Source organism: Novispirillum itersonii subsp. itersonii ATCC 12639, assembly GCF_000381985.1.
Classification (GTDB): domain Bacteria; phylum Pseudomonadota; class Alphaproteobacteria; order Rhodospirillales; family Rhodospirillaceae; genus Novispirillum; species Novispirillum itersonii.
Genome location: NZ_KB907338.1, coordinates 428,446 through 447,632, shown reverse-complemented (window position 1 = coordinate 447,632; position 19,187 = coordinate 428,446). Strand labels below are relative to the sequence as shown.

General features: G+C 65.7%; 22 protein-coding genes. 6 read left to right on the top strand and 16 right to left on the bottom strand.

Annotated elements, in window-relative coordinates; genetic code table 11:
• Positions 1 to 171: 171 nt before the first annotated feature.
• Positions 172 to 882 (top strand): DAPG hydrolase family protein, encoded by a 711-nt coding sequence (locus tag G365_RS0105330; protein WP_019644475.1) that lies wholly within the window; start codon positions 172 to 174, stop codon positions 880 to 882.
• A 109-nt stretch (positions 883 to 991) separates the two neighbouring features.
• Here the strand turns inward: G365_RS0105330 and G365_RS0105325 are convergent, their stop codons facing one another.
• The 3 genes from G365_RS0105325 to G365_RS0105315 all read right to left on the bottom strand — a co-directional run bounded on the left by G365_RS0105325 (position 992) and on the right by G365_RS0105315 (position 2,009).
• Complete coding sequence (locus tag G365_RS0105325; RefSeq protein WP_019644474.1) at positions 992 to 1,219, bottom strand: hypothetical protein; 228 nt, start codon at positions 1,217 to 1,219, stop codon at positions 992 to 994.
• A gap of 128 nt (positions 1,220 to 1,347) precedes the next feature.
• The gene (locus G365_RS0105320) at positions 1,348 to 1,737 is read right to left on the bottom strand and encodes a GNAT family N-acetyltransferase (protein WP_019644473.1); all 390 of its coding nucleotides are present in this window, start codon (positions 1,735 to 1,737) and stop codon (positions 1,348 to 1,350) included.
• Between the two features lie 80 nt (positions 1,738 to 1,817).
• Complete coding sequence (locus tag G365_RS0105315; protein ID WP_155976123.1) at positions 1,818 to 2,009, bottom strand: hypothetical protein; 192 nt, start codon at positions 2,007 to 2,009, stop codon at positions 1,818 to 1,820.
• A 160-nt stretch (positions 2,010 to 2,169) separates the two neighbouring features.
• Between G365_RS0105315 and G365_RS0105310 the strand changes: the two genes are divergently transcribed.
• Positions 2,170 to 2,517, top strand: a complete 348-nt coding sequence (locus G365_RS0105310; protein ID WP_019644471.1) for an NHLP leader peptide family RiPP precursor — start codon at positions 2,170 to 2,172, stop codon at positions 2,515 to 2,517.
• Between the two features lie 40 nt (positions 2,518 to 2,557).
• A complete protein-coding gene (locus G365_RS23770) occupies positions 2,558 to 2,728 on the top strand; it encodes a hypothetical protein (protein WP_019644470.1) in 171 nt (56 codons plus the stop codon).
• A 65-nt stretch (positions 2,729 to 2,793) separates the two neighbouring features.
• Here G365_RS23770 and G365_RS0105300 read toward each other — a convergent pair whose 3' ends face one another.
• Positions 2,794 to 3,048, bottom strand: coding sequence for a hypothetical protein (locus G365_RS0105300; RefSeq protein ID WP_155976122.1), 255 nt, complete (start codon positions 3,046 to 3,048; stop codon positions 2,794 to 2,796).
• A gap of 315 nt (positions 3,049 to 3,363) precedes the next feature.
• Complete coding sequence (locus G365_RS0105295) at positions 3,364 to 4,104, bottom strand: alanyl-tRNA editing protein (protein ID WP_019644468.1); 741 nt, start codon at positions 4,102 to 4,104, stop codon at positions 3,364 to 3,366.
• Positions 4,105 to 4,264: 160 nt separating this feature from the next.
• Here G365_RS0105295 and G365_RS0105290 point away from each other — a divergent pair, with 160 nt between their 5' ends.
• A complete protein-coding gene (locus tag G365_RS0105290; RefSeq protein ID WP_019644467.1) occupies positions 4,265 to 5,323 on the top strand; it encodes a diguanylate cyclase domain-containing protein in 1,059 nt (352 codons plus the stop codon).
• 10 nt (positions 5,324 to 5,333) lie between these two features.
• Here the strand turns inward: G365_RS0105290 and G365_RS0105285 are convergent, their stop codons facing one another.
• From G365_RS0105285 to G365_RS0105270, 4 genes are all read right to left on the bottom strand, one after another.
• Positions 5,334 to 6,131 carry a hypothetical protein gene (locus tag G365_RS0105285; protein WP_019644466.1) on the bottom strand — a complete coding sequence of 266 codons (798 nt, stop codon included), beginning with the start codon at positions 6,129 to 6,131 and terminating at the stop codon, positions 5,334 to 5,336.
• Between the two features lie 101 nt (positions 6,132 to 6,232).
• On the bottom strand, positions 6,233 to 7,270 hold the full coding sequence (locus G365_RS0105280; protein ID WP_019644465.1) for a threonine dehydratase: 1,038 nt from the start codon (positions 7,268 to 7,270) through the stop codon (positions 6,233 to 6,235).
• Positions 7,270 to 8,097: a PhzF family phenazine biosynthesis protein gene (locus G365_RS0105275; protein WP_019644464.1), complete on the bottom strand. Its 828-nt coding sequence runs from the start codon at positions 8,095 to 8,097 to the stop codon at positions 7,270 to 7,272. The genes G365_RS0105280 and G365_RS0105275 overlap by 1 nt, the downstream gene beginning before the upstream one ends.
• A 138-nt stretch (positions 8,098 to 8,235) precedes the next feature.
• Positions 8,236 to 9,078: a PhzF family phenazine biosynthesis protein gene (locus G365_RS0105270; protein ID WP_019644463.1), complete on the bottom strand. Its 843-nt coding sequence runs from the start codon at positions 9,076 to 9,078 to the stop codon at positions 8,236 to 8,238.
• A gap of 191 nt (positions 9,079 to 9,269) precedes the next feature.
• On the opposite strand from G365_RS0105270, the gene G365_RS0105265 reads away from it, so the two are divergent.
• Positions 9,270 to 10,724 carry an aminotransferase-like domain-containing protein gene (locus G365_RS0105265; protein ID WP_019644462.1) on the top strand — a complete coding sequence of 485 codons (1,455 nt, stop codon included), beginning with the start codon at positions 9,270 to 9,272 and terminating at the stop codon, positions 10,722 to 10,724.
• 15 nt (positions 10,725 to 10,739) lie between these two features.
• Here the strand turns inward: G365_RS0105265 and G365_RS0105260 are convergent, their stop codons facing one another.
• The 4 genes from G365_RS0105260 to G365_RS20435 form a co-directional block, all read right to left on the bottom strand.
• The gene (locus G365_RS0105260; protein ID WP_019644461.1) at positions 10,740 to 12,134 is read right to left on the bottom strand and encodes a sigma-54-dependent transcriptional regulator; all 1,395 of its coding nucleotides are present in this window, start codon (positions 12,132 to 12,134) and stop codon (positions 10,740 to 10,742) included.
• Complete coding sequence (locus G365_RS0105255; RefSeq protein ID WP_019644460.1) at positions 12,127 to 13,902, bottom strand: ATP-binding protein; 1,776 nt, start codon at positions 13,900 to 13,902, stop codon at positions 12,127 to 12,129. The genes G365_RS0105260 and G365_RS0105255 overlap by 8 nt, the downstream gene beginning before the upstream one ends.
• Before the next feature lie 120 nt (positions 13,903 to 14,022).
• Positions 14,023 to 15,402 carry a dicarboxylate/amino acid:cation symporter gene (locus G365_RS0105250; RefSeq protein ID WP_019644459.1) on the bottom strand — a complete coding sequence of 460 codons (1,380 nt, stop codon included), beginning with the start codon at positions 15,400 to 15,402 and terminating at the stop codon, positions 14,023 to 14,025.
• A 219-nt stretch (positions 15,403 to 15,621) separates the two neighbouring features.
• Complete coding sequence (locus G365_RS20435; protein WP_019644458.1) at positions 15,622 to 16,461, bottom strand: LysR family transcriptional regulator; 840 nt, start codon at positions 16,459 to 16,461, stop codon at positions 15,622 to 15,624.
• Positions 16,462 to 16,555: 94 nt separating this feature from the next.
• Between G365_RS20435 and G365_RS0105240 the strand changes: the two genes are divergently transcribed.
• On the top strand, positions 16,556 to 16,789 hold the full coding sequence (locus tag G365_RS0105240) for a hypothetical protein (RefSeq protein WP_019644457.1): 234 nt from the start codon (positions 16,556 to 16,558) through the stop codon (positions 16,787 to 16,789).
• Between the two features lie 112 nt (positions 16,790 to 16,901).
• Here G365_RS0105240 and G365_RS0105235 read toward each other — a convergent pair whose 3' ends face one another.
• From G365_RS0105235 to G365_RS0105225, 3 genes are all read right to left on the bottom strand, one after another.
• Entirely contained in the window at positions 16,902 to 17,087 is a 186-nt protein-coding gene (locus G365_RS0105235) for a hypothetical protein (RefSeq protein WP_019644456.1), read from the bottom strand.
• Positions 17,088 to 17,130: 43 nt separating this feature from the next.
• On the bottom strand, positions 17,131 to 17,640 hold the full coding sequence (locus G365_RS0105230; protein ID WP_155976121.1) for a hypothetical protein: 510 nt from the start codon (positions 17,638 to 17,640) through the stop codon (positions 17,131 to 17,133).
• A 69-nt stretch (positions 17,641 to 17,709) separates the two neighbouring features.
• Complete coding sequence (locus G365_RS0105225; protein WP_019644454.1) at positions 17,710 to 18,639, bottom strand: histone deacetylase family protein; 930 nt, start codon at positions 18,637 to 18,639, stop codon at positions 17,710 to 17,712.
• Positions 18,640 to 19,187: the final 548 nt, after the last annotated feature.

The window sequence follows — 19,187 nt, the reverse complement described above, 5'->3', positions numbered from 1 at the left end:
TCCGGCAGGGCCGGACGGCCACGGGGTCTTCCAGAAAGATCTGGGTCGGGGAGATCTGGGGCGGGCAAGGGGGATGGGGGCTGCACAGCATTCTCCGTTTGACAGATCAGCGGCGGGGATGATAGCCGTTATTTAGGAAACGCACAAAGTTTCCTAAATAGGAGACCTCTCATGACTCACTTCTCCCCCACCCCTTCAGACCCCGCCCGCGCCGGAATCGCCTTTGCCGATGACCTGCTGCGACCGGCCCCGCTGCGCCTTGAAGCCGGGATTTCCCGGCTGGACAGCGGGGCGCTGGTGGTGGCGATGCGCACCGACCTGCACGGCTGCAAGGGCCGGATGCTGGAATGGTGGTTCAAGCAGTTTGACACCACCGAACATCTGAAGTGGTGGCACCCGATCGACCATCTGGAGCACCGGGGCTGGGACCGGCACTGGCAGAAGGGCCGCTCTTACATCGGGGCCACCATCCGCGCCGTGGAATCACTGGGGGATATTCCGCCGGTGGCGGCTGTCATCAAATTTCATGACCCGGAAGAGGTGTTTGCCCCGGCGCTGTACCGGCAGGCGGTGGCCGATGGCCATGTCTCAGCCGCCGTTTATGCCCGTATCGGCTTCGGCGATGATGTGCCGCTGACCGAAAGCGGCGACCCCGCCGACCAGATGGTACATGTGGTGCGCGATACCAGCTATGGCGCGGTGCTGCGCAGCCGCTTCATTCTCGGCCAGACCGCGGCAGAGACCGGGCACACCCTGCCCGACGCCATCGGCTTCGGCCTGATGCAGCATTGCTATGCCGAGTTTACGTATCTGTCAAAAGTGCTGCCGTCGCTGTACTGGGCCGACCCGGCCAACCGGGCGGATGTTCCCGTGCTGTGGTGACCCCACCGCCGACGGAACAGGGGCGGCAGGCGCCGGATCAGGCCGGGGCCCCCGGCACGGCCAGCGCCTGCCCGTCTTCCGCCGCAAAGCCGGAGCCAAAGCGTCAGAATCACTTGCCGCTATGATGGTACAGCTCCCAGCTACCCGAGATACCATCCCACAGGGTAAACGACCGGAACCGCCCGGCAGCCCGGGCCTGCTCCATCCAGTCTTCTGCCTCGCCGAGAGTGTCAAAAGCAGCGGAGGCATCGCCCTCTCCATTCGGATCAGCAGGATCAGGGCTGACGAAGCAGGCAAGGCAGAATCGCTTCTCGGTGGTTGTCCAGACATGAGCCATAATCAATCCTCCTTAAAATATAAATAATAGCTGTGAATATAAGGTGTCGTCAGAGGGACAGTACACCTCTTAACAATAGCATTATGAGCCACAAGTCCCCACCCTTGGGGATCTTTTACGGTCACCTCTTATTTAAAATCCGGCACGGCCAGCGCCTGCCCGTCTTCCGCCGCCCGCTGCCCGGCCAGCGCCAGCACCCCGGCTTCCAGCCCCTGCCCCTGCCACGGCGGCATCACCGCCAGATCCAGCACCGACAGCGTGCCCGGCCCGTCCTGCACCACCAGTCGCCCGGCCACATCCCCGGCGACCTCAATCACCCAGACCTCGGCCCCGGCGGCGGCAAACTGGTCGTGCTGCTGATAATATTGCCAGGTCAGAAACTCCGGCCGCTCGGCCTCCGGCATTCCGGCGGCGGCCATCTCCTGCCAGCGGCCAATGATGTACAGGCCGCGCAGCACCCCTTCATCCGCCCGCTCTTCCGGGCGCAGGGTAAAGACGGGGGCGGCGGTCCGGGGCATGCGGCAGGCCTTTGCTGATGCAGAAACACCCCCAGCATGGCCGAAAACCGACCGCCGGAGCAAGCGGAGACCTCCGGGCTTTAATTCAGGCCCCTGTGAGGGGGCGACGCCCACCCGGCCAGCGCCGTACAGCCATCGGTGGCGGCATCCTCTGCCGCCGCCCATGCCCCGGCACGGTCCGCCGTCTGGCGCAGGTGATCCGTCAGGCGTTCCCAGGTGTCTTCCGGGCCGGGGGTGGAATGGGCGTAGTACAGGGGCGGGGCTGACGGCATGGGCGGCGGGGCTTTCACCGAAGACAGGATACAACCTTAAATACGCTATCCTGCCCCTGCCCCCGCCTCAACCACAGTTGATGTGTGATGGCCGTCTCATGCATAAAGTGCGTCCATCCTGATATACAGACGAACCAACAGCGCAGCTCTGGATTCCGTAATGGCCGCTCCGTCCTCCACCCCCTCCATCGAAGATATCCTTGATGCCCGGCTGGCGGATCAGCGGGCGATCCTGCTGCGCGCCCATACCGACCCGGCGTTCCGGCGGGCCCTGCTGGCCAACCCGGCGCGGGCCTTGCGCGATGCGTTCGGGGTCACCCTGCCCCCCGGCCTGACGCTGGATGTGGTGCAGGAAACGCCGTCCCGGTCCGTACTGGTGCTGCCGCTGGAACTCAGCGGCCTGCCGGTGGCGGAACTGTCGGATGATGATCTGGAAGCCGTCGCCGCCGGAGCCGCCGCCAACCTGCGGGCCCCGGTGGAAACCCTGCCCGGCCTGACCAAACGCTGAGCCGCCACCCTCTGTATCCCCCCACACCGGAGCCCCCGTGATGACCACCGACACCCGCGCCAAAGCCGCGCCGCAGACCCAGACCCTGCCCGACGGCGAACTGTCTGACCGCGATCTTGAGGCGGTCTCCGCCGGCAGCCGCGCCAACTGCTCCGAGCCGCTGGACCCCAAAAACGCCAACAACAGCAGCGACTTCCGTAAACGGACCTGAGGCCAGTTAAAACAAAAGCCAGCCCCGCGAGGGGCTGGCCTGATAAAGCGATGCCGGAACAGCGGTCACAGGACCTCCAGTTCCTCCACCTGCGCGCCTTCGGGGTTGTTCATATCCACCCGCAGCAGCGTCTTCCTGCCGTCGGGATCCTCGCGGATCACCAGCTCCGGCTCGGAACAGCGGGCGGCACTATAATAGATCGGGTAGCCCGCCCGCAGCAGGGGGCGGGGCTCTTCCACCGGGGTGGTGTCCAGCTCTTCCTCGATCGGGAACACCCCGTCGTCGCCGTCCTCATCCCACATATCAAACAGATTACTCATGATGCCCCCATCATCCGCGCTGAAACCATCGCCTGAAACCATGGCTGAAACTATCGCCTGAAATCCTCAGTTGATACGGGCTGCACCGCAGGCCGGATCTCTTCCGGCCGGTGGCAGACCGGCCCGGCGCAGATCCCCCCGCCCCCCGGCGGCGGGATCACCGCACACGCAGTGCAGCACTCTCAGGGGTAGAGTGTCAAGACAGGCTGTTCCACTAAAATGAAAGATCCTGTCCGCCCGGTCAGCGGTGGCCGGATCACCGCCGCTGACCGGGCCCATCAGTCGCATGACTGCATATTAAAGCGATAAACGCGGTCAGGCCCCCGCGAACTCGACGATGATCCGGCGGTTCAGCTTGCCCTTCTTCTCCATCTTCACCACCCGTACCGGGCCGATTTCGCCGGTGGCCCGCACATGGGTGCCGCCGCAGGGCTGGAAGTCCACCGCGTCCCCGATCCGAATCACCCGCACCCCTTCCGGCGTCACCGGCGGCTTGACCGACATGGTGCGCACAATGTCAGGGTTAGCCTGTAACTCTTCGCCGCTGATCCATGATGCCGTCACCGGGTGATCGGCGGCGATCAGGGCATTCAGCTTTGCCGTCAGCTCATCCTTATCCGGGGCGGTGTCGAGGTCAAAGTCCAGCCGGGCTTTCTCCGCCGATACGCTGCCGCCGGTGACCGGGGCATCGACCAGCGAACACAGCAGATGCAGGCAGGTATGCAGCCGCATATGGCGGTGGCGGCGGTCCCAGTCGATCCGGCAGGTCAGCGCCGTGCCCACCGGCGGCAGCGCGGCCCCGTCTTCCGGCACATGCACCCAGTCGCCGGTGCCCCGGTCCTTCAGCACGGTGACAACCGCGGTGCTGCCGCCCTGCCAGACCAGCACCCCGCTGTCGCCGGGCTGGCCGCCGCCTTCGACGTAAAACACCGTGCGGTCCAGCACCAGCCCGGTCAGCGGGCCCTTCGGGGTCTCAAGGGTGGCATGGGCCAGCACGGTGGCGGCACATTCCGGCGCATAGGGGTCTTCACGGAACACAGCAACGGTTGCGGTCATCTGGCCTTCCTCCCGGCGATGATGGACACATCAAAACGACTTAACACCTTTTGCGGGAAAATTATCCGCGCTTTACGACTTTGTCCTTGCCGGGGGACAGCATATCCTGTCATCACGGCAGGACGATACTGACTGATCCCCGCCAGCGACGGAGACCCCGGTGCCTCATTCCACCCTTCCTGCCACCGATGCCCCGCCGCTGGATGCCGCCACCCTGATGGACATCATCACCCTGCAGGGCGACATTGCCCGTCTGGGGCCGGAACTGGGATCGGTGATGGCCCTGGTCACCGACCGCATGCTGACCCTGACCGGGGCCAGCGGGGCCGTGATTGAACTGGCCGAAGACGGCCAGATGGTTTACCGCGCCGCATCGGGCATGACACAGGGGCAGCTGGGGCTGCGTCTGGCGGCGGGCAACAGCCTGTCGGGCCAGAGCGTGCGTGACAACAGCATTCTGTGCTGCGATGATTCCGAGACCGACCCCCGCGTCAACCGCGACGCCTGCCGCGCGGTCGGCCTGCGGTCGATGGTGGTCGCCCCGCTGACCCACGGCAGCGCAGACCACCCCGACGTGATCGGGGTGCTGAAGCTGGCCTCGCCCGATGTTGCCGCCTTCACCGACCGCACCACCCACATTCTGCGGCTGGTGTCTGATATGATCTCGGCGGCGATGTTTCATGCCTCGCGGTTTGAGACCAGCCGGTTATACCACATGGCAACCCATGATGCCCTGACCGGCCTGCCCAACCGCGCCCTGTTCCATGACCGGCTGAGGCAGGGGCTGGATCAGGCCCGCCGCACCTCTGCCGCGCTGGGGGTGCTGATTCTGGACATGGACGGCCTGAAGACCATCAACGACACCCACGGTCACGCCGCCGGGGATGCCGCCCTGCGCGCCGCCGCCACCCGCATCCGCGAGGCGGTCAGCAGCTTTGCCGCCGCCGCCGCGTCCCCGACCGTTGCCCGGCTGGGCGGGGATGAGTTCGGCATTCTGTCTGCCCCGCTGGAAGACCCGGCGGTGATACAGGCCAAGGCCGACCGGGTGGCCGAAGCGCTGGAGGCCCCCTTCCACTTCGGCGATACCCCCCTGCCGCTGGGGTGCAGCATCGGGCAGGCGGTGTTCCCGCACGATGCCGACATCCCCGATGCCCTGATCCACACCGCCGACCGGCGGATGTACCAGCACAAGCGCCGCCGCAAGGGCGACACCCGCTAAGACCCGGCGCCTAGGTCGCGTGGCGCCGCGCCCGTTTGGCGTTGTTGCACTTGGGGCAGGCGGGTACCAGATTCAGCAGGTTGTTCAGCGCCAGTTTGTGGGCTGTGCCCCCGCCATAATGCATCTCGATCAGGGTCAGGACCGTCTTGCCGGTATCGGTCAGGCTGTACCGCGCCGTCAGGTTGGCGGTGTGGGCTTTCTCCCCCCACGCCGCCCCGAAGATCCGGGCCTTCACCGGCACCCGCGTCAGCCCGCCATGCAGCCCGAGGATGGCGTTGATCTGGGTGTTTTTATGCCCGTGCGCCATCTGGGTGGTCAGCTGCACCCCGGCCGGCGTGGTAAAACTGTGAAACAGCTTCAGCACACTCAGGCCCGGATACGCCTGCGGCTTATGGTGATCGACCTGTATCAGTTCCTCCGGCAGGATGATGCCGCAGTAATGACAGGGATAAGTGACCAGCCCCGCTGTCGGGCCATTGGCAATTGCCCCGCCTGCCGTCATGAAGGGAACCTGCCGGGTATCCTGATGGTACAGGTACTGCCAGACGCCATTGGTTTTGACATCTTTGTGGTCGTAGAAAAACAGCGCCTCCATCGCCGTCAGCAGGGTAGACGCCCCTGCCTCGCTGATAATCCCCCGGTCGCTGATCCCGTCATTGAACCCGTAATGGGGACCGGCGGCCAGAACCCCCCGCACGATATTGACATGCAGCGGATCCATCCCGACCCGGTCCCCGTTGACGGTCCGCAGGCGCTTGGCAGACCCCGGGCGGGCGTAACTGTTTGCAAGATCGACAGGAGTAACCATCGCTTCCTCCATTGACACCAATGGAGGCTTATATGTCAAAAATCAACCGGTGGTCGCTTTTTGACGCAAAGATCGACCGGCAGAGAGAATTCGCGCCGCCCTTACCCCTGCAACACCTGCCGGAACAGGCTGCTGTCGGCATTGCCGCCGGACAGGATCAGGCCGATCTTCTTCCCCCGGAAGCGGTCAGCATAGCGCAGCAGCGCCGCCAGCGGCACCGCCCCGGCCCCTTCGGCCACATTGTGGGTATCGGTGAAATAATGCCGCATGGCAGCGGCGATCTCGTCATCATTGACGCTCAGCACCCCGGCGGAACGCTGCACCAGCGCGCTGACCACCTGCGGCACCGGGCTGCGGCAGGCCACGCCGTCGGCGATGGTCTCGGCCCGGTCGGAACAGACCACCTGCCCGGCCTGCCATGACAGACCATAGGCCGGGGCCCCGTCCGCCACCACACCGTAAACCTCGGCCTTAACGCCCAGCGCGTCCCGCGCCGCCAGCACCCCACAGACGCCGGAGCCCATGCCGACCGGCACCAGCACCGCATCCAGATCCGGCGCCGCCTCGAACAGTTCCAGCCCATAGGTTGCCACCCCGGCCACCAGCCACGGGTGGAACGACGGGATCTTGTGCAGGCCGCTGTCGCGGGCCATGCGGTCGGCAATCTCCGAGCTTTCCTGCACGTCGCGGCCCTCGATCACCAGCTCGGCCCCCAGTGCCCGCATCAGGGCGTTCTTTTCCGGGCTGTTGCAGGTCGGCACCACGATCACGCAGCGCAGCCCCAGCGCCTGCGCGGCGCGGGCCACCGACTGGCCGTGGTTGCCACGGGTGGCGGTGATGATGCCCGGCAACCCCGGCTGTTCCGCCAGCAGGCGGGCCAGATAGACAATACCGCCCCGCACCTTGAAGGCCCCGGTGGGGTTGTGGTTCTCGTGCTTGACCAGCACCTCGCAGCCGGTGCGGTCATTCAGCAGCGGCCACGACAGCAGCGGCGACGGCTGCACATGCGGGCGCACCAGCCGCATGGCGGCGGCAATCTCGCTCCAGCACGGCAGGCCATGCGGCGGCAGGGGCTCCGCCGGGCGGGTCTGCATCGCCACCGGCGACGGCAGGGGGGAAGAAACGTGCAGGGAAGTCATCACACGGTCACCTTACCTTCAAGATACAGAACAGCGTCGCCAGCAACCTCGGTACGGTCACCGGTGACACGGCAGTACAGGGTGCCGCCACGCGGCGAAACCTGACGGGCGACCAGATCGGCCTTGCCCAGACGTTTGGCCCAGAACGGGGCCAGCACCCGCTGGATGGAGCCGGTCACCGGATCTTCCGGGATGCCGCGCTCCGGCAGAAAATACCGGCAGACGTAATCGCCGGTGCCGGTCAGGGGGTCGGCCCCTTCGGCGGTGACGCAGACCGCCTTGGTGCCCAGCGACCCGATCCGTTCCAGCAGCGGGGTCAGCGCCCGCACCCGGGCCGGGCTGTCCAGCACCACCAGCAGATCGCCTTCGCTCATCCGCTGCACTTCCAGCGCCCGCGCCCCAAGGACCCGGTCAATCCCTTCCGGCACCGTCCGCACCAGCCGGGTGAACGACGGAAAACTCATCACGCTGCGCCCGTCGGGGCCACGCACCACCGTCACATCCCCGACCTCGCGGGTATGAAAGGTGATGGTCTGCGCCGCCGGATCAAGGCGGTTAAAGATCACCCATGCCGACGCCAGCGTGGCATGGCCGCACAGCGGCACCTCCACCGCCGGGGTAAACCAGCGGATGTCATACCCGCCATCGGCGGCAGGCACGAAGAAGGCGGTTTCCGACTGGGCATTTTCCGCCGCCACGGCCTGCATCACCGCATCTTCCGGCCAGGCTGCCAGCGGCATCACCGCTGCGGCATTGCCGCTCAGGCGGGTCTGGGTGAAGGCATCAACGATATACAGCGGCTGATCGGCCAGAACGGCAGTGGTCATCCTGCAAACTCCAAAATAAAACCCTGTTCAGGGAGGCCCCCGGGCCGACTGGGCCATTGAGGCCCCGCGCGACCATTCGCGCGTAAGCCAAGCGGGCGGACGCCCGCGCCCGGCGTGTGAGGGGCTAAACAGACAAGACTAAATTCCCACCTGACAGAGGCCGGTCATAAACGGCACCGCGTATCCGGCAATCTCGATCCGGTCACCCAGATCGCGGCAGTACAGGGTGCCGCCGCGCTTTGACAGCTGCCGCGACACCAGCACATCCCGGCCCAGCCGCTCACGCCAGAACGGCACCAGAAACGTGTGGATCGACCCGGTCACCGGGTCTTCCGGCACGCCCCGCCCCGGCTGGAAGTTCCGGCACACAAAATCACAGCCCCACGGGCCATCGACCCCGCCGGGGGCGGCAGCCGTGACCATCATGCCGTTGCTGAACACCCCGTTGCGGCCCAGCGTCGGAATACGGTCAATCTTCGGGGCGAAATCGCGCACTGCCTCCGGCCCGTCGAGGACCAGCAGAAAGTCCGCCGCCCGCACCGCCCAGACACTCTGCGGGGTCAGCCCGGCCACCGCCTCCAGCTCCGGGAAGGTCTGGGACGGGTGGTATTCCGTCACCGGAAAATCCATCACCAGCCGCGCCGGATCGGCGGCATCGCGGCGCACCGTCAGGTCCCCCATGGTCCGGGTGCGGAAGGTGATGCTCTGCGCCGCCGGATCAAGGTGGTTGAAGATCACCCATGCCGACCCCAGCGTGGCATGGCCGCACAGCGGCACCTCCATCGCCGGAGAAAACCAGCGGATCTCATAATGATCCTCCCGCCGGACGAAAAACGCCGTCTCTGACACGCTGTTCTCAGCGGCAATGCGTTGCATCAGGGTTTCCGGCAGCCACCGGTCCAGCGGCATCACCGCCGCCGGATTGCCCGACAGCACCTCGTTACTGAAGGCATCAACCTGATACAGCGGAACCCCGGACATTGTATTACCTCTTTCTGCAATCTGGCCAGATTGTCTTACGTTACACGCACTTTAAGCCGGTCTTTCTGGGGCAGAACAAAGGACTGCGCACTCCATCCCCGCCAGAACCCGCCTTAATTGCCTTACCTGACAGAGCCTACGTCTTGCAAATTGTCATGGTCAACGGTAACATTGTACGCATGACAATATGGATGCCCGATCTGTCCGCCGCCGCCGGTCCGCACAGCGACCGCCCGCTGGCCACCTATAAGGCGATTGCCGACGCCATCGGCAGCGCCGTGGCCGATGGCACCCTGAAACCCGGCGACCGGCTGCCGACCCACCGCGATCTGGCGTGGCACCTGAAAGTCACCGTCACCACCGTCACCCGCGCCTATCAGGAAGCCCGGCGGCGCGGCCTGATTGATGGCGAGGTCGGGCGCGGCACCTTTGTCCGCGACCCCGAAGACACCATGGCCGCCGCCCCCAACAGCCTGCCCGCCGCCAGCGCCCGCCCGGTGATGGACACCCCGGAAGACGGCGGCCCGGTCAACCTAAGCATCAACTGCCCGCCGCTGACCCTTCAGCGCGAGGCTCTGGCCCACACGCTGGCCGACATCAGCCGCAGCAACATGATGCAGCAGCTGTTATCCTATCAGTACGAGACCGGCATGCGGGAACACCGCGAGGCCGCCGCCGACTGGCTGGGGCGGGTCGGCATCCACGCCACCCCGCATACCGCCCTGCTGACCTGCGGGGCGCAGCATGCCAATTCCATCGCCTTCACCACGCTGGCCCGCCCCGGCGAGGTGATCCTGACCGAGCCGACCACCTACCCCGGCACCAAGTCGATGGCCGCCCAGCACGGCGTGCGGCTGGAGCCGGTGGCGGTGGATGAACACGGCCTGCGCCCCGACGCGCTGGACGAAGCGATCCGCCACCACGCCCCACGGGCGCTGTACACCATGCCGCTGCTGCACAACCCGCTGGCCTACGTCACGCCGGAACACCGCCTGCGCGAGATTGCCGCCGTGCTGGCCCGCCACAGCCTGCCGGTGATTGAGGATGACGTGTATGGCCTGCTGGTGCCCGACCGCCCGCCGCCGCTGAAATGCCTGCTGCCGGACCTGACCATCTATGTCACCGGCACCTCAAAAAGCATGGCCCCGGGCCTGCGGGTCGGCATCATGGCAGTGCCGGAAATGATGTTCAGCCGCATGGCCGCCGGGGTGCGCGCCAGCTGCTGGATGGTGCCGCCGGTGATGGGCGAGGTGATGCGCCGCTGGGTACAGGATGGCGTGGCCGACGCCATCACCGCCGAACTGCGCCGCGATGTGCAGGAACGCCGGGCCGAGGTTGACGCCCTGTTCGCCGAGGCCACCGCCTTCGCCCCGCATGTGGAAACCCCGCAGGGCCACCCTTACAGCTATCATCTGTGGCTGCCGCTGCCCGCACCGTGGCGGGCGGAAAGCTTTGTCGCCACCGCCCAGCGCATGGGGGTGCTGGTGCTGCCGGGCGAAAGCTTTGCCGTCGGCCGCCACCGCCCGCCCCCGGCCATCCGGCTGTGCACCGGCACCGTCGGCGGCCTGACCCGCCTGCGCGACGGCATCCGCCTGCTGGCCCGCGCCGTCACCAGCCAGCCGGAAGACCTGATGGCGATGGTTTAGGGGCAGGGCGTGTCGCTACCGGAAGGCGTCGATCTCCAGCCCGAAGCGCTTCAGCTTGTCGTACAGGGTCTTGCGCGGCACCTGAAGCTCTGCGCTGACAGCGGCGACGTCGCCGTGGTGGCGGCGCATGCTGTCGGCGATCAGGCGGCGTTCAAAGCCATCCACCAGCTCCGCCAGACCGGCCCCGCCCGCGCCGCTGACCGCCGGGGCGCCCCCCGAAACAGCACCCCCTGAAACAGGGCCCCCCGAAACAGCATTCCCGGGCAGCAGCGGCAGGCCGAGGATTGCCCGTTCCGCCAGATTGCCCAGCTCCCGCACGTTGCCGGGCCAGCGGTGGCCCAGCAGCACCTGCCGTTCAGCATCGGACACAAACGGCGGCACCCGGCCCAGCCGGTTTGCCGCCTGCGCCATAAAGTGTTCCAGCAGCAGCGCAATATCCTCTGGCCGGTCCCGCAGCGGCGGAATGGTCAGCGGCACCACATTCAGGCGGTAATACAGATCCTCGCGGAAGGCACCGGTCCGCGCCAGTTCCGCCAGATCGACCTTGGTGGCGGCAACAAAGCGCACATCCAGCGGCACCGGCTTATTCGCCCCCAGCCGTTCGACGCAGCGGTCCTGCAACACCCGCAGCAGCTTGACCTGCAACGGCAGCGGCATGCTTTCGATCTCGTCGAGGAACACCGTGCCGCCGTCGGCGTATTCCAGCTTGCCGATGCGCAGCTTGCCCGCCCCGGTGAAGGCCCCGGCCTCGTGGCCGAACAGCTCGCTCTCGAACATGCTTTCGGGGATCGCCCCACAGTTCAGCGCCACAAAGGGCCGGTCGGCGCGGGCGGAAAAGCGGTGCAGGGCACGGGCGACCACCTCTTTCCCGCTGCCGGTTTCGCCCAGCACCAGCACATCGGCCCCGGTATCGGCCACCTGTAAAATCATCCGCTTCAGCGCCTGCATCGCCGGGGACCGGCCAAGGATCAGGCTGTCGATGCCGCCGTCATCCTCGCCCAGCGCAGACCGCAGGCGGCGCACCTCTGCCGACAGCCGCCGCCGCTCCAGCGCCCGACGGACGGTGGCGGTCAGGCGTTCTGACGCAAACGGCTTTTCGATGAAGTCATAGGCCCCGTCGCGCATTGCCGCCACCGCCATGGTGATGTCACCGTGCCCGGTCATCAGCACCACCGGCAGGTCGGGGTCCAGCCCCTGTGCGGCGCGCAGCAGGTCAAGGCCATCCATGCCCGGCAGCCGCACATCGGTGATCAGCAGATCCGCCGGGGCCGCCTTCAGGGCCGCCAGCGCCGGTTCCGCCGCCGCAAAGGCCAGCACCGGCAGATCGGCCAGTTCCAGCGCCTGCTCGATGCCAAGGCGGACCGCGTCCTCATCCTCAACCAGCAGAATACGCGGTGCGGTGTCAGTCATGGGCGGGCAGGTCGAGTGTGAACATCGCCCCTCCTTCCGGTCGGTTGTCGGCCTTTATCTCTCCGCCATGGTCCTGCACGATCCCGGCGGAAATGACCAGCCCCAATCCCAGTCCCTGCCCCGGCGGCTTGGTGGTGAAAAACGGCTCGAACAGATGTGGCAGGCTGGCGGCGGCAATGCCCGGCCCGCTGTCCAGCACCCGCACCCGCACCCGGCCCCCGTCGCGGGCGGCCTCCAGCCGCACCCACCGCTGTGGCTGGCCGTTGACCGCATCCAGCGCGTTGCCCAGCAGGTTGACCAGCACCTGTTCCAGCCGCACCGGATCAAAACGGACGCACAGGGCCGGGTCGATCGCCGTTTCCACCGTCACCCCCAGCCGCCGGGTTTTCTCGGCCAGCAGGGCCAGACTGTTGCCAGCCGCCACCGCCAGCCGCACCGCCTCGGGCCGGTTCTCCGACCGCCGGGCAAAGCCGCGAAGCTGGGCGGTGATGCGGGCCATCCGCTCGGTCAGATCACCGATCAGGGTCAGGTTTTCCGTCACCCGGTCCGGCTTGCCCCGGGCCAGAAAGGCGGCGGCGTTGTCTGACAGGGTGCGCAGGGCGGCCAGCGGCTGGTTCAGCTCGTGGGCGATGCCGGTCGCCAGTTGCCCCAGCGCCGCCAGCTTGGCCGCCTGTACCAGACCGTCCTGTGCCCGTTGCAGATCACTGTTGGCGGCCACCAGTTCCGCCGTGCGGGCGCTGACCTGCTGCTCCAGATCATGGGCGGCCTGCTGCAGGGCGGCCCGGGTGGCCCGCTCCGCCCGGGCGGTCCGGCGGCGCTGGCGCACCAGCAGGGTCGCCAGCGTCAGCAGCAGCACCGCGACGGCACCGCCGCCCCAGCCCAGATGCCGGGCATGCAGCACCGGGGCCATATCGGTCAGCAGCATCAGGGTCCAGTCGGTGCCGGGCACGGTCCGCGATACCGCCAGCAGCAGCGGGGCCCGCGCCCCGCCGATCCGCAGGGCGGTTGCCTCCTCCTGCGCGGCGGGCACGACAGAAGCCCCGCGCACCACCTCCAGCGCCCGCAGGTCGATGCGGTCATACTGGCGGGTGGCCTCCAGCCGTTCCCGCAGCCCGTCAGACAGCGGATCAAGGGTCCGGAACGCCCAGTCCGGCACCGATGACAGAATGGTCACCCCGTGCCCGTCGCGGACCAGCACCCGGTCGGCGGCCTGACCCCAGGTCCGTTCCATTGCCGCCAGCGAGACCTTGACCACCACCACCCCCACCGCCCCGTCAGGGCCGGGGATCGGGCGGGCGAAATAATAGCCCGGCGCGCCGCTGGTGGTGCCGATGCCATAAAAGCGGCCATAGCCTTTGGTCAGCGCATCCCGGAAATAGGGACGGTAGGCAAAGTTCATATCCACAAAACTGCCCGGCCCGCGCCAGTTGCTGGCGGCATGGGTGGTGCCCTGCGGGTCAATAGCATAGATGGCCGCCGCGCCGGACACCTCGGCCACCTGCTCCAGATAGGCATTGGCCTGCTGCCGCAACGCCTCATCCTGCGGGTGGGCCAGCATCTGACGCAGCGTGGAGGAATAGGCCATCACCGCCGGAAGGGTCTCGTAGCGCGCCAGCTCGCTGCGCAGCCCTTCGACGTAGATATCGCGGCGCGGCCCGGCCTGTTCCAGCAGTTGCGAAACCGCCAGCCGTTCCGCCAGCAGCCCGGTGACCGCCGCCGCCAGCACCGCCAGCACGACCGGGCCGAGCCAGATCAGAAAACGCCGCATCAGAAAAAACAGGGCAGCCCCCTTTGCACAGACAGACCCCCGCCGCCGGGTCTCGTCCGGGGCGGGGGTCTGCAGAACACGGTTATCCCAACCATAAACGACCCACCGGGTCAGGCCAAATCATTCCGCCGGGGCGGGAACCGCCTGCCCGGCCTGAGCCGGAGCCTGAGCCGGGGCCGCAGAGGCAGGAGCAGACACCGCCGCCGTTTCCGTATCCGGGGTCGGGTTGGCCAGCTCGCGCCTCAGGGTTTCCTCGTTCAGCGCACCTTCCCACTTGGCCACCACCAGCGTGGCAACGCCGTTGCCGATCAGGTTGGTCAGGGCCCGGGCCTCGGACATAAAGCGGTCAACGCCGAGAATCAGCGCAATCGACGCCACCGGAATATGCCCGACCGTCGCCAGCGTCGCCGCCAGCACGATAAAGCCCGATCCGGTCACCCCCGCCGCCCCTTTCGAGGTCAGCAGCAGCACCACCAGAATGGACAGCTCCTGCCAGATGGTCAGGTCGGTGTTGGTGGCCTGCGCCAGAAAGATCGCCGCCATCGTCAGATAAATACAGGTGCCATCCAGATTGAAGGAATAGCCGGTCGGCACCACCAGCCCGACGACAGACTTTTCCGCCCCCAGCTTCTCCAGCTTGCCCATCAGGCGCGGCAGCGCACTTTCAGACGAGGACGTCCCCAGCACGATCAGCAGCTCTTCGCGGATGTAGCGGATAAAGCGCCACACCGAAAACCCGGTCAGGCGGGCAACGGTGCCCAGCACCACAAAGATAAACAGCAGGCAGGTGACATAAAAAGCCGCCATCAGCTGCCCCAGCGACAGCAGGGTGCCGACGCCGTATTTACCGATGGTGAAGGCCATTGCGCCAAAGGCCCCGATCGGCGCCACCTTCATCAGCATACCGACGATCTTGAAAAACACGACAGAGGCACTGTCGATCATGTGCAGCAGCGGGCGGCCCCGTTCGCCCATCGCATGCAGGCCGAAGGCAAACAGAATGGCGATAAACAGCACCTGCAGGATCTCGCCGTCAGCAAACGCCCCGACCACGGTGGTCGGGATGATGTGCATCAGGAATTCGACCGTCCCCTGTTCCTGCGCCTTGGCGGTATAGGCGGCAATCGCCTTGGTATCCAGCGTGGCGATGTCCACGTTCATCCCGGATCCCGGCTGCCACAGATTGACCACCAGCAGGCCGATCACCAGCGCCGCCGTGGTCAGCACCTCAAAATAAATCAGCGCCTTCAGGCCGACCCGGCCAACCTTCTTCATGTCTTCCATCCCGGCGATGCCGTGGACGACGGTAAAAAAGATGATCGGGGCGATCAGCATCTTGATCATTTTGATGAAGGCATCGCCCAGCGGCTTCATGGCGGTGCCAAGACCGGGGTAGAAGTGCCCGAGCCCGATACCGACGGCAATCGCCACCAGCACCTGCACATACAGGCTGTTATAGAATTTCTTCGGCTTGGCCACCGCTGCGGTGCCACCGGTCATAGTCTGGGCCACGTCGCCTCTCCCGTTTTTACCGTAGATCCGCCCAGACGGTTCGGGCGGTTTAGCGGCGCTATAGGCATCCGGCGTGCCAACGGCGGGCAGAACAGGCAGCATCAGCTAATGTTTTGAAACAAAAAGGCTTCGCAGGCGCAATAAAATCAGGCTCCGGGCTGGGTTTTTCCGGTTTTCCGGAACCGCGGCGGTGATTATTCCGGAATTTCAGACAGTCGGCAGCATCCCGCACAGGCCCTGATGGATGGCGGCGGCAAGCGCCGGATCCGTTCCGTCCGCCCGCCACAGGCGGATCTGTACCGGCGGCAACGGCGGCAGCCCGGTGGCCTCCGGCAGCGGCTGGCGCAGGCAGCAGGCCGGTAAGGCGGTGACGGCCAGCCCGGCAGCCACCGCCGCTTCCACCGCCGCCACGCCGTCGGCCTCCACCGCGATCTGCCAGCCCAGCCCGGCCCGGTCCAGCGCCGCCAGCATCTGGGTGCGCATCACGCAGCCATCGGGGAACAGCGCCAGCGGCAACGGCCCACCCCCGGCAGACCGGCCCAGCCAGCGCAGCGGCGTTTCCGTCACCGTCAGCCCATCCCCACCCGGCCCGGCCTGCAGGCCCAGCACCAGATCGACCCCGCGCCCCAGCGTCTGCCGCAACAGCCCGGTGGGGCCGGACACCACCCGCAGCAGCACATCCGGCAGGGCCTGCCGCAGCCGTGTCAGCGCGGGCAGCAACAGCGCCCCGGCGACTTCATCCGGTGCCCCGATGCGGATCTGCCGCACCGGCACCGCCGCCCCCCGCACCGCGCGGCGGGCCTGTGCCTCCAGCTCCAGCAGGCGATCGGCGAAAGGGCGGAACCGCTGCCCCGCCACGGTCAGCGTCACCCGGCGGGTGGTGCGCTCCGCCAGTGCCACGCCAAGGGTGTCTTCCAGCCGCTGCATCTGCTGGCTGACGGCGGCCTGTGTGCGGTTCAGGCGCTCTGCAGCCTGCCGGAACGACCCCGCCGCCGCCACCGCCAGAAAGGCCCGCACCAGATCAAGATCCAACGGCTTTTCAGTCATTTTATTATCACTGCGATAAAATTAATCAGATTTTCTTATGTATTGAAACGCCGTATCACCGCAGAGGCAAGCCCTTTTGCGCAGGAGACAGACCATGCCCAGCCCCAGCCCCGACCATCGTGTGTGTTTTGATTTTGCCATCACCTTCAGCAACGGCGGCGGCCTGCAGGGGCAGGACTTCCGGCTGGATATTCCCGGCGATGATATTTCCGACGCGGATCTGGCCGAATACATCGTCCGCGATCTGCGCCTGCTGATGGTGGGCGATGTCAAGATCCTCAACAAACGGATCCTGACCGAAGCCCACAAGCGCCTCAAGGCCCCCTGAAAGATTCAAGAGCAAGGATGTCAGCGAAGGGGACCAAGACAAAACGGGGCGGCCCGGCGGCTGCCCCGTCTGTTTTTTCAGCCTTCAGCCCCGCCGGAGCAGGAGCCTGCCCTCACCCAGCCGCAAGTTTGCGGTCAGTCCGACCGACAACCGTGGTTGAGGCACTGCGCACCGGGGCTTCCGCCAGCACCGCCTTCACCCCGGTATCTTTCTGCCAGCGCGCAATACGGGCAGCAGCGCGATCGGCGGCACCGACCATCAGCTCAATCTGTTTATCCCTCGGCAGTATCGCGGTCATGACAGTCCACTCCAATCTACATAACGTTAGTCTAAGCCTGCCCTCAGGGGCATTCAAGGGCCTTGCCATTTTCAAAAATCCAGATCCGCAACCCCTGATAGGGATCGCAGCGCCCGCCGATATACCCCTTTGAGGTCATCACCATCGCCAGACAATCATATTTCGTCAAAGCCTTGTCAGGCAAATTCGGCTGCATTGTCATCATGGTGATGCGCCGTGGCTGAGCCTTGGACAGCACCATACTCACGGCCTCGCAGATCACTCTAAGGATCATTGCCCGCTGAACCGGATCAGAGATCAGCCTGCGGGTCTCCCTGCCATCCGAGAAATAACGGTCGTCATCATCGCCGCCGCTTTCCACCAGATTAAACACCAGTTCATAACCATCGGGGGCAAAACCGGGCTCCGGAGACAGGCAGACGAAAACAGACAGAACTGCTTTCGTCTCCTCATCTACCGCGACCGGAATCCGGACGATAAATTCTCCATCCAATAATGTCAGTCCGGTGGCAGAAACCTGCCATTCCGGCGTCAGGACTGAAACATATGGCATACCGCACCCCACATCCATGGGATGCGTTCATAAAATAATTCCCGCTGTCATTCAAGACAGCACTGCCCCCTATACCCCCATCAGCTTCCGCACATGGGCGGCAACGCAGGCGGCCAGCGCGACAATGTCGTAGCCCCCTTCCATCACCGACACCACCCGCTCCTCGCAGCAGTCGGCGGCGACCTGCATCAGCTCTTCCGTCGCCCAGACAAAATCGGCGACGGTCAGGCGCATGTTGGCCATCGGGTCACGGCCATGGGCATCAAACCCGGCGGAAATGAACAGGATATCGGGGTTAAAGGCCCGCAGCGCCGGCAGCACCTTTTCCGTCATTGCCGCCCGGAACTCTGCCCCCCCGGCCCCGGCAGGCAGCGGACAGTTGACGATGTTGTTGTACGCCCCGCACTCATCCGCCGCCCCGGTGCCCGGCCACAGCGGGTATTGATGGGTCGAGGCATAAAAGGCGTCTGCATCATCCCAGAAAATATGCTGGGTGCCGTTGCCGTGGTGTACATCCCAGTCCACCACCGCCACCTTCTGCAACCCGTAGACGGCGCGGGCATGATAGGCCCCGACGGCGGCGTTGTTGAAAAAGCAGAAGCCCATCGCCCGGGACCGCTCGGCATGGTGGCCCGGCGGACGGACGGCGACAAAGGCATTGCGCACCTCTTTCCGGGCAACCGCATCAACCGCCGCACAGACCCCCCCGGCAGAGCGCAGCGCCGCCTCGCCGGTTTTCGGCGACAGGGTGGTGTCGCCGTCGATGGAATGGATGCCTTCGCGCGGCACCATATCCATGATCTCTTCAATATAAGACAGCGGATGCACCCGCAGCAGCTGCTCGTGATCGGCATGCGGGGCCTGATCGCGGTGCAGCAGCATAAAGTCTTCGCTCTCCAGCATCCGCATTACGCCCCGCAGGCGGTCGGGATGCTCCGGGTGGTAATCGCCCGGGGCGTGTTCGATACAATCGTGATGGGTAATCAGCAACGTGCTCATGAACGCGGGACGCCTTTCCGGTCTGTCGTTTCCCCCGGCATGCCCGGCCCCGGCAGCCCGTGGTGACACGGCCCCGCCCGGCGGACATTACCTGACTCCGGCGGAGACTCCGGGCCCCCCGGCCAGACGGACCGGCGGACATCCCAATCCCCGCACACCCTAGTACCACCCGGGTCAGCCGCCCCCTGCCTGATGTCGGCAGAATGCCCCACCCCAACGGATGGATTAAGACCGGTCCCGGCTGTTTTTGTTATGATTGCTCCCCTGATCCGGGCAGACTCCCAGTATAGGCCCGCGCCCGGACCTGCGACAGTTTTTTTGCGGGTATTTTTTTACCGGCTCAAAATCGCTGTTTTGATCGGTTTTAATATTGCGTGAGCCTCCCCAACATTGTCAGACAATTAATACGCGAAACCACCCTGACCATCCGGTCAGGCCCCTTCCGGGCAGAAAAATCAATCCCATACCTTAATAGACGGCGTTCATTAAAAGAATGTTCTGCCGTCCTATTCTTCTTTTTCCAATGAAAAGACCATAAATGCGGCGAT

What these genes read in the sequence shown, in the direction of transcription:
- G365_RS0105235 (WP_019644456.1), bottom strand. Translation starts at nt 17,087, where the DNA reads ATGACCGCGATACTGCCGAGGGATAAACAGATTGAGCTGATGGTCGGT.
- G365_RS0105275 (WP_019644464.1), bottom strand. Translation starts at nt 8,097, where the DNA reads ATGACCACTGCCGTTCTGGCCGATCAGCCGCTGTATATCGTTGATGCC.
- G365_RS0105330 (WP_019644475.1), top strand. Translation starts at nt 172, where the DNA reads ATGACTCACTTCTCCCCCACCCCTTCAGACCCCGCCCGCGCCGGAATC.
- G365_RS0105265 (WP_019644462.1), top strand. Translation starts at nt 9,270, where the DNA reads ATGCCCGATCTGTCCGCCGCCGCCGGTCCGCACAGCGACCGCCCGCTG.
- G365_RS23770 (WP_019644470.1), top strand. Translation starts at nt 2,558, where the DNA reads ATGACCACCGACACCCGCGCCAAAGCCGCGCCGCAGACCCAGACCCTG.
- G365_RS0105295 (WP_019644468.1), bottom strand. Translation starts at nt 4,104, where the DNA reads ATGACCGCAACCGTTGCTGTGTTCCGTGAAGACCCCTATGCGCCGGAA.
- G365_RS0105315 (WP_155976123.1), bottom strand. Translation starts at nt 2,009, where the DNA reads ATGCCGTCAGCCCCGCCCCTGTACTACGCCCATTCCACCCCCGGCCCG.
- G365_RS20435 (WP_019644458.1), bottom strand. Translation starts at nt 16,461, where the DNA reads ATGACTGAAAAGCCGTTGGATCTTGATCTGGTGCGGGCCTTTCTGGCG.
- G365_RS0105300 (WP_155976122.1), bottom strand. Translation starts at nt 3,048, where the DNA reads ATGAGTAATCTGTTTGATATGTGGGATGAGGACGGCGACGACGGGGTG.
- G365_RS0105230 (WP_155976121.1), bottom strand. Translation starts at nt 17,640, where the DNA reads ATGCCATATGTTTCAGTCCTGACGCCGGAATGGCAGGTTTCTGCCACC.
- G365_RS0105255 (WP_019644460.1), bottom strand. Translation starts at nt 13,902, where the DNA reads ATGCGGCGTTTTCTGATCTGGCTCGGCCCGGTCGTGCTGGCGGTGCTG.
- G365_RS0105320 (WP_019644473.1), bottom strand. Translation starts at nt 1,737, where the DNA reads ATGCCCCGGACCGCCGCCCCCGTCTTTACCCTGCGCCCGGAAGAGCGG.
- G365_RS0105280 (WP_019644465.1), bottom strand. Translation starts at nt 7,270, where the DNA reads ATGACTTCCCTGCACGTTTCTTCCCCCCTGCCGTCGCCGGTGGCGATG.
- G365_RS0105310 (WP_019644471.1), top strand. Translation starts at nt 2,170, where the DNA reads ATGGCCGCTCCGTCCTCCACCCCCTCCATCGAAGATATCCTTGATGCC.
- G365_RS0105250 (WP_019644459.1), bottom strand. Translation starts at nt 15,402, where the DNA reads ATGACCGGTGGCACCGCAGCGGTGGCCAAGCCGAAGAAATTCTATAAC.
- G365_RS0105285 (WP_019644466.1), bottom strand. Translation starts at nt 6,131, where the DNA reads ATGGTTACTCCTGTCGATCTTGCAAACAGTTACGCCCGCCCGGGGTCT.
- G365_RS0105240 (WP_019644457.1), top strand. Translation starts at nt 16,556, where the DNA reads ATGCCCAGCCCCAGCCCCGACCATCGTGTGTGTTTTGATTTTGCCATC.
- G365_RS0105225 (WP_019644454.1), bottom strand. Translation starts at nt 18,639, where the DNA reads ATGAGCACGTTGCTGATTACCCATCACGATTGTATCGAACACGCCCCG.
- G365_RS0105260 (WP_019644461.1), bottom strand. Translation starts at nt 12,134, where the DNA reads ATGACTGACACCGCACCGCGTATTCTGCTGGTTGAGGATGAGGACGCG.
- G365_RS0105325 (WP_019644474.1), bottom strand. Translation starts at nt 1,219, where the DNA reads ATGGCTCATGTCTGGACAACCACCGAGAAGCGATTCTGCCTTGCCTGC.
- G365_RS0105270 (WP_019644463.1), bottom strand. Translation starts at nt 9,078, where the DNA reads ATGTCCGGGGTTCCGCTGTATCAGGTTGATGCCTTCAGTAACGAGGTG.